This window comes from Pseudoprimorskyibacter insulae, from assembly GCF_900302505.1.
Lineage (GTDB): Bacteria > Pseudomonadota > Alphaproteobacteria > Rhodobacterales > Rhodobacteraceae > Pseudoprimorskyibacter > Pseudoprimorskyibacter insulae.
The window spans coordinates 289,075-298,126 of record NZ_OMOJ01000005.1; the positions used below are offsets into that span (position 1 = coordinate 289,075).

General features: G+C 57.8%; 4 protein-coding genes. 2 read left to right on the forward strand and 2 right to left on the reverse strand.

Going from position 1 to position 9,052, the window contains the following annotated elements; translation table 11 throughout:
- Positions 1–2: 2 nt before the first annotated feature.
- Complete coding sequence (locus PRI8871_RS13680; protein WP_245897871.1) at positions 3–1,166, reverse strand: ABC transporter substrate-binding protein; 1,164 nt, start codon at positions 1,164–1,166, stop codon at positions 3–5.
- A 368-nt stretch (positions 1,167–1,534) separates the two neighbouring features.
- Between PRI8871_RS13680 and PRI8871_RS13685 the strand changes: the two genes are divergently transcribed.
- Together PRI8871_RS13685 and PRI8871_RS20225 are read left to right on the forward strand one after the other, a co-directional pair.
- Complete coding sequence (locus PRI8871_RS13685; protein WP_108886788.1) at positions 1,535–2,452, forward strand: substrate-binding domain-containing protein; 918 nt, start codon at positions 1,535–1,537, stop codon at positions 2,450–2,452.
- A 4,204-nt stretch (positions 2,453–6,656) separates the two neighbouring features.
- A complete protein-coding gene (locus tag PRI8871_RS20225) occupies positions 6,657–7,859 on the forward strand; it encodes a calcium-binding protein (protein ID WP_370742058.1) in 1,203 nt (400 codons plus the stop codon).
- Between the two features lie 126 nt (positions 7,860–7,985).
- Here the strand turns inward: PRI8871_RS20225 and PRI8871_RS13695 are convergent.
- A partial coding sequence (locus tag PRI8871_RS13695; protein ID WP_245897872.1) for an IS3 family transposase occupies positions 7,986–9,052 on the reverse strand: 1,067 nt, incomplete at its 5' end.

Below are 9,052 nucleotides of genomic sequence, written 5' to 3' on the forward strand. Positions count from 1 at the left end.
CATCACTTGCCCCAGCCCAGATCGCCAACCGTGGCAATCACGCCGGTTTCGGCATTCTCCAGCAGGCCGGTTTCGGCATTGCGGGCAACCTCACGCAGATAGACGTTCTGAACCACGGTGCGGGTTTCAGGATCCATCTTCAGCGGGCCGCGCGGGCTTTCCCATTCCAGACCAAGCGCCGATTCAACTGCCTTGGGGCCATCGGCGCCCGCCACCTCAACCATGTGGTAGATCAGGTGCACGCCATCATAGGCCCCAACCGAGGCCCAGTTGGCCACCGCTCCGGGGTGCAGTTCCTCAAGCTTGGCAAGGAAATCGCGGTTCATTTGGGAATCATGCGCCGCCGAGTAGTGGTAGGCGGTGGTCAGGCCAATCGCCATATCGCCAAGGCCCTGAAGGTTGCTTTCCTCAGTCTCAGCCGTGCCAAGGAACTTGATCCCCGCGTCGCGCAGACCGTTTTCGTTATAGGTTTTGGTGTAGGTGAAGGTAGGCGGGCCACCCGGCAGGAAGGTAAAGACGGCCTCGGGGGCCCGATCCTTCACGCGCTGCAAGAACGGCGTGAAATCCGTGGTCGAGAGCGGCATCCGCAGGCTTTCCAGAACCGTGCCGCCCTTGGCCTCAAACGCAGCCTTAAAGGCGTTTTCAGCGTCAATTCCGGGGCCGTAATCGGTGACAGTGGTGATCGCGGTCTTGATCCCCTGATCATAGGCCCAATCGGCCAAAGGCGCGGACACCTGCCACAGCGTATAGCTGGTGCGCAGGTAATAATCGCTTTGCGCGTTGATGGCCGAGGTCGCGGCGTTGAAAATCACCGTCGGCGTTTGCGTCTGCTCAATCGCCGGGGCGACGGCCAAAGCGTTGGGCGTAAAGGTGAACCCGGCGAGGTAGTCAACCTTATCCTTGATCAGCAGCTCTTGCGCCAAGCTGCGCGACTGATCGGGGTTCGGGCCGCCCACGTCTTTGTAGATGAACTCGATGTCATGGCCGCCCGCGCTGGTGCCGTGCTGCGCCTGATAGACGTCAATCGCGTTTTGATAGAGCGTGCCATAGATCGCGAACGGCCCCGAGAACGGCGCGATGACGCCCACCTTGATCGTATCGGCACCGGCCTGCGCGGCAATCATACCTGCGGCAAACGCCACCGTTGTTGTCAACTTCATTGTCATGCGTTCCTCCCTTGCATGTGTGAAACAGCCAGTCGTGCACATAGAGGCATCGGCCCCTGCCCCAAGCCACGGGACAAGGCCGGCGCGATCCGCGCCCGACAGGTTGTTTCGGGGTGTGTCGATCCCTCCCAAGACTCGACAGTTGATTCCTCAACTATGCATCATTACGCATGTCGAAGGTTGATTTGTCAACCAATTTTGACACAACCAGACGAAATTCCAACTTTTGCGAATACCCGCAATCCTTCGCGTAACATCCCGCACAAAGGAACCAACTGTTAAGGCTAACTGCCTAGAGTGGCGTTCCGTTATCCTTTTCAGGACCGGCCAGTTTGCCGACCCGCCCTCTGTCACAACTGTTAGGTCACATGCTTCGATCCTTGATCCTTTGGTCGGCTGCGGCGCTTATGTTCGCGATGTTCGGCCCCTTGTCGGCCAGCCCACGGTTGGCGGCGATCGTGGTGACCGACGCCCACACGCCCATTTCGGAACCAATGATCACGGCTGCGCTGCGTGAAATGACCGATGCGGGGTATCAAACGCTGGTGCTGGAACATCACGGCGATCTGTCATCAGAAACCGCGATCTTGGCCGGGCTGGTCCAAACCGGCACATCGGCCATCCTGATGGAACCCGCCGATATTCTGCGATCCTCTGATACGGTGGAAACCCTGCGCCGGTCAGGGGCGTCTGTCGTTATTGTTGGCACCCCTTTGAAGAATGACGGTTTTGCCAGTGCACAGGTCTATGCCGACGAAGTCCGGTGCGCCCGCATGGGCGCCGCCGAAATGGCGGATCTGATCGGGCAAGGCACTTATTTTGAACTGTTCGGATCCCCCGATGACCCGCAGGCTGAGGTGCGATCAGGCGCGTTTCGCGAAGAAATGCAGCAGCACAGTTTGATTGATCGAACCGGGTTCGAAGTGGCTGATGGGTCATACGAAATGGCCCGCCTGTTGACCTTTAGCATGATGTCCACCGATTGGACGGTTGAGGGGATCCTGGCCGCTGACGATCCGATGGCCTTGGGCGCTGTGGACACCCTACGCGAATTGGGGCAACTGGATCAGGTCGCCGTAGGTGGCTTCGGCGGCACCGCCGACGCCCTGCTTGCGGTACAAAACGGGGATTTGGCCTTTACCGTCATCCTGCCGCAAGCCCAGATCGGCACCATCGCAGCCAAGGCGGCAATCTCGGTCGCCAAGACGGGCAGCACCGGCCTGATCCACGAACGTGAAATGCTGGACTGCACGCTATTTGCCCGCAGCGAAGTAACCAGCCCGTAGCATTCCCTCAATTCTGGTATTGGCGGTTGGCCCAAAGGGCATATCGCGGTACAATTTCAGCAATCAAATTCCTCAGAATGAAAGTTTAACAAAACGGGGGACAACGCCAGGACGGCACATAATCGCGATCATAGTGACATACTGGCCTGCAAGCCATTGATGCTGCTATGACATTCGGCCACTTGATACAGTTCAAACGCCCGTTCGGACAATGATCCTGACACCCAACCAGACGCGCCGCATTCGGTGAATCATCGGCTGGCAGCGTTGCAGGGTGCTTTGGCGGCACCGCAATCACACCAATGACTTTGCCGCATTCCCCCGACTTATTTCAACATTTTCAACGTTTTTGCAGACACCAATTCCTATGACCCAAACCGACGCCAAACAAATCAGCCCAATCGCTTCTGCATTTTTGATTGACGATGGCCGATCATCCTATGGACCCCGGATCGCAGCGCTAAATGGCGGGACTGTGGTCGCCGTTTGGGAAGAGTCGATTTCTTATGAGACCATCCTGAAAGCCCAAATGTTTTCCCAAGATGGGACAGCAATTGGATCAGAATTTATCGTCGGCGATATCGGATCTGGCACCCCTTGGAGAGAAGACGGCTGGGCCGAGGTTGTCGCCCTGTCAGATGGCGGGTTCGTGGTCACATGGGCCCGCGAAGACGGGCAAGGCACCGATTTGGGAATTTTCGTAGCCCGCTACTCGGCCTCAGGGCGTCAAACCGGCACGACGACCCGGATTGATTCAGTCGACGGGTTCTACGAATACGACGTGTCGGTCGCAGCGCTTTCGAACGGTGGTTTCGCGTTTGCGTGGTCCCGGTTTGGCGCGGACGCAACGGGCGACAACGATGTGCACCTGCGTATGTTTTCTGCTGGTATGGCCCCCACAACGCCGGAAATTCTGGTCAATCAATACGTCGACAATACGCAGAACTTTGCCAATGTCACCCAGTTGACCAACGGCAATGTCGTCGTCACGTGGCGCAACTATCGTGACCCCGACGGCAGCAGCGACGCAATTTACGCGCGTGTGTTTGACCCTGCCGGGCACCCCGTTACGGACGAGGTTCGGGTCAATACGGTTGGCCTTGGCGCGTCCTACCCTGAAATCATTGCCTTGGCTTCGGGCGGGTTTCTTGTGGCATGGGCCCGTCCCGGTGCCGGTATGGTTGGGCAGATATTCGACGCCGATGGCACCGCCACCGGAGATCTGCTGACCCTTTCCGCAGGGTCGAGCTTTCACACGCCCGTTATCACGCCATTGCGGGACGGTGGGTTCGCCCTGATGACCCGAACCGGATCAACATACCACGATGACAGCGTTCGCCTGCAAAGGTTCAGCGATCTTGGAGCAGAGATCGGCACGACCAAGATCCTGAGCGATGGGCCAACTGTGTACGAACATCCCCTTGATTTGTCGCAAAATACCAATGGTGATCTTGTGGCGGTCTGGCGATCCGGTTCAAGCGGCGGGGCCAACCCAACCTATGCCCAAGTCTTTCGGGTAAATTCGACGCCGGACGGGCAGATCGACATCGGCGGCGTCTTTGAGCAGGGCCAAACCCTGGCCGCCACGGCGCAGATCACCGACGATGACGGGATGTCGACCAGCACACTGCACTATCAATGGCTGCGCGATGGGGCCGCCATCGACGGGGCCACGGGCACAAACTATGCTTTGGTTCAATCAGATGTTGGCCACGCGATCAGTGTGGCGCTGCAATACACCGATGATCTTGGAACGCCCGAGACTGTCACCTCGGCCTCTGGCGTCGTGGCGAACGTCAACGACCCGGTTGTCGGGGTGCCGGTCATCTTTGGGACCGCGGTTCAGGGTCAGACCATTTACGCAAGAACAACCGACATCGAAGACCCCGACGGGGTTGGCGAGATTTCGTTTCAGTGGCTGATGAACGGCGCCGTATTGACCGATAGGACCACCTCCGGCCTGCGCCTGACCCAAGACCACGTGGGCCAGACCATTTCTGTTCGTATTGCCTTCGTTGACGGAGGCGGCACGCAGGAAACGGCGACAAGCGAGGGTGTGCCGGTCAGCAATCTGAACGATCTGCCCGAAGGCAAACCCAGTCTTGTCGGCGACGCGCAAGAGGACTCCGTCCTGCTCATTGATGCAGGCGGCATCGCGGATGAGGACGGGCTTGGCCAATTTTCATACGAATGGCTGCGGAATGGAGTGGCCATTGAGGGTGCAACAGGCACGCAAATCACGCTGGGCGACGCCGATAGCGGCCAGATGATCTCGGGCCGGGTTCGCTACACGGACAAATTTGGCACCGAAGAAACGGTTGAAAGCGCATCGGTTTCGATCAGAAATGTCAACGATCGCCCAACCGGCTTGCCGGTTTTGGAAGGGACTGCGGCAGTCGGCTTTGAACTGCGTGCCGATACTTCGGCGATTGGCGACAACGATGGCCTAGGCCAGTTTTCCTATCAATGGCTTCGAAATGGCAATGACATTCTGGGGGCCACCGAAGAACGATACACGCCCACGGCCTCTGATCAGGACGATTTAATCGCGGTGCGCATTCGCTACACCGACGCGCATGGCACTGTTGAAACACTGCAATCCGCGGCTTCAACCATTGGTCGGATCAATATTCCGCCTCAGGGCCTTCCAACTGTCACGGGCACCGAACGGCTCGGATCAACGCTGACCGCTCAGACCGATAGCATTGATGATCCCGATGGACTTGGGACGTTTCAATTGCAATGGCTGCGCAATGGGCAGCCGATCGTTGGGGCCACCGGCGACAGCTATACGCTTGTCGCGCTGGATGACGGGGCCTTGCTGACGTTGCGGGTGCAATATGTCGATGGGCAGGGCACACAAGAGACCGTCACCTCATCCCCCAAGACAATTCAGTTTCCGCAAAACTCTCCGGCACAGGGCGCAATTACGATCACCAGCGCGGGGCCCTATTACGTTGGCGACATTCTTTCGATGATTGAAACCATCGACGACCCCGATGGCTTTGCCAGCGCCTTCAGCCGCCAATGGCTGCGCAACGGCGAACCAATTCTCGGGGCGACCAACCAATCCTATCGTCTGACTGAAGACGATGTCGGCCAACAGATTTCGATCAGGACCAGCTATACCGATGGGCTGGGCCACCAAGAGGTTGTCTACAGCCGAAACTCAGTAACGGTGACCGAAGTTTTGGCACCCCCTGCCCCGACGAATTTCTCAGACCAGTTCTGGGTTCTGAACGACAAGACCCATACTCCGGTCGACCCATTCATAGCCGCGCTGACCGGTGGCGGCTTCGTGGCGGTTTGGGACCGCAACTTGGAAGACGGGGCCGGTTTCGGGTCATACGGGCTTGTCCTTGACGCAAACGGCGGGGCCGTCGCGCCTGAATTTCGGATCAATGATCTGGTCGATCAGCATGAGGCAAACTCCGAGGTCATCGGGCTGGCTGGCGGTGGGTTCGCGGCCACCTTTTACCGGGATTCCAACGGATACTACCCGGATAAAGAAGGGGTTTTCGTCCAGATCTACGACAAGACGGGCGCGCCTGTTGGCGACAATATCACCGTGTTCGGCGGTCGCATGAACATCGGCAACAGCTTTGGTCCCACTGTGGATGGCCCCAAAATTACGGCGCTCGACGATGGCAGTTTCGTTGTCATCTGGCCGAATACTGGCGTGTTTTTTCAACGCATCTCGGCCAGTGGCCAGCTATTGGGCCCAATCGTCGAAATCACCTCTGAGGCCGGAGATAACTTCCGCCCGGCGATCACCCAAAATGCAGACGGTGGTTTTACAGCCTTTTGGTGGTGTTTTACCGACGATTACAAACTGGGCCCGGCGGTTTTGGGGCAGCGGTTCGATGCCAATGGCAATTCCGTCTCCGATCAGTTTTGGGTGTGGTCCGCCAACAAAACCTCAGGGCCCGGCAACCTTGCCGTTATCAACTCTGCAACGCATGAAAATGGTCAAACGGCGGTGGTCTTCTCAACCGGTGTCTGGAGCAGCTCAGTTGCAGCCCATTACGACACATTCGTGCGAATTTACGATCCCGATGGGACACCCGTGACGACTAGCGCCATTCGGGTCCATGAACTCAACAGTCATAACCAGTTCGGTGCCTCGGTGACGGCCGTCGAAAATGGGTTCTTGGTGGTTTGGGAAACCGGCGGCGTGTCTGACAGGCTTGCCGAAGCAAACATCATGGGCCAATTGTACGATTTTCGAGGATCGACAACCGGCGATCCTTTCCAATTGAACCTGAATGAAGCCGACCAATTCGCCCGGCCATCTGTGGCCAGACATGGCGACAACATCCTTGTCACGTGGTTCGACGATGAACCCAACATCGGCAGCGGCATCACCGGACGCGCGTTCAAAATCGGCAGCGGAACGCCCAATCCGAACTCCCCCACCGACAATTCAGACAGCCTGACGGGCACCAATGGCAACGATACGATATCGGGCCTGAACGGGGATGACACGCTGATTGGCCTCAATGGCGATGACGAGCTGAACGGCGATGGCGGCAATGACTCTGTCGACGGCGGCGCCGGCAATGACTCTGTCTCGGGCGCTGAGGGCGATGACATGCTTAGACTGGGGTCCGGGTCCGACCAAGCGGGCGGCGGCCCCGGCAATGATACGATTGAGGTCGGCGATGCCGCTGTGACCGACCTGAACCGCATCTGGGCCGGGCCGGGCAATGACCTGTTCACCGGCGCGCAATCGCGCGATAATGTCGATGGCGGCGACGGCGCAGACACGCTGCGCGGCGAAGGTGGCAATGACACTCTGTCGGGCGGCGATGGCAGCGACACAATCCTTGGCGGCGACGGCGACGATTTCATCTATGGCGGCGCAACCGAAGCGGATCTGCGCGATGTGGTCTATGCGGGCAACGGCAATGACGTGGTTGACGGCGGCTACGGCAACGATGAATTACGCGGCGACGCAGGGAACGACACGATGGAAGGCGGCTATGGCGCCGACACCTTGATCGGCGGAGACGGCAACGACCAGCTCAGCGGATCGGCTTGGGGGGATGTGCTCTATGGCGGTGCCGGCGATGATTTCCTGAACGGAGGCTTCGGCTTTGACCGCCTGAACGGCGGATCAGGCGCTGATCGGTTCTATCATGTGGGCGTTGCCGGGCATGGATCGGACTGGATTCAAGACTACGATCCCACACAGGGCGATCTACTGGTCTATGGCGGCGCGGCGACCTTGTCTCAGTTTCAGGTCAATCTGGCCAATACCCCAAATGCCGGGTCAGCCAACCAGTCCGAAGCCTTTGTGATCTACAAACCCACCGGCCAGATCCTCTGGGCCCTGGTTGACGGCGGCGCACATAGCGCCCTGCAATTGCAGATCGGCGGCGTGACACAGGATTTGTTGGTGTATTGAAGTGGTGCCATCTTTTCGGACAGGTTCGCAGCGTTTCTAAGGTGTATCGGATTGTCCGTCGTCAGAGTTTTTGGAACCAATGGGTGCTTAAGCTAAGAGAGGGTTTGGCTCATCTGGTTGGTTTGATTATGCGGCGCGCTGGCTGTGATGCAAGCGTCGCGTTTCGAGCGTCTTTTGTTTGATCCTTTCTCGTTGTTCCAGAATGGCTTTGTCACGGCCGAAGTAGACATCGGCTGGCGTGACGTTGTTCAGGCTCTCGTGATAGCGTTGGTGGTTGTAGTGATCGACAAAGGCTTCGATCTGAGCTTCGAGATCGCCGGGCAGAAAGTAGTTTTCCAGAAGGATGCGGTTCTTCAAAGTCTGATACCACCTCTCAATTTTACCCTGTGTCTGGGGATGATAAGGTGCGCCCCTGCTGTGCTTCATTCCTTTGTCCTGCAACCATTCCGCCAGATCGCCAGAGACGTAACTTGACCCATTGTCGCTCAGCAGACGCGGCTTGTGAACGACGTGAACCTGGTCGCAGCCGGAAGCCTGCAAGGCCAAGTCCAGGGTGTCCGTCACATCTTCGGCCCGCATGTTGGTGCAGAGTTTCCACGAGATAATGTAGCGGCTGTAATCGTCCAGGATCGTGCTGAGATAGAACCAGCCCCACCCTAGTACTTTGAGATAGGTGAAGTCGGTCTGCCAAAGCTGGTTGATGGCCGTTGTCTTGTTTTTGAACTCGTTTGCAGCCTTGATCACGATGAAGGCCGGGCTGGTGATTAGATCGTGTGCTTTCAATATCCGATATGTCGAAGCCTCTGAAACAAAATAGCTTTGTCGGTCCGTGAAGGTCACCGCCAACTCCCGTGGTGACAGCTCCGTCTCCTTCAAGGCCAGCTTAACTACCTTGCGCCGCGCCGCGTCAGGGATGCGGTTCCAGACATGCTTTGGCTTGGGAGATTGATCTTGCAACCCGGCCTCGCCGCGCTGCCGGTATCGGTAATACCAACGATAGAACGTGGTGCGCGGGATACCCAGTTTGGCCAGCGTTTGGACTTGCCCTGAAAAAGTGGAGAGCACCTGACCTGCCACGGGATTTTTCCTCCACCGTTGATTAGAGTCCGATCCAACTTGAGGACGGACAATGAAGCGAACGAGATTCACGGACGAACAGATCATCGGCATCCTGACCGAGCACGAAGCAGGCG

Coding starts and splice junctions, on each gene's coding strand:
- PRI8871_RS13680 (WP_245897871.1), bottom strand. CDS start 1,166: ATGACAATGAAGTTGACAACAACGGTGGCGTTTGCCGCAGGTATGATT.
- PRI8871_RS13685 (WP_108886788.1), top strand. CDS start 1,535: ATGCTTCGATCCTTGATCCTTTGGTCGGCTGCGGCGCTTATGTTCGCG.
- PRI8871_RS20225 (WP_370742058.1), top strand. CDS start 6,657: ATGGGCCAATTGTACGATTTTCGAGGATCGACAACCGGCGATCCTTTC.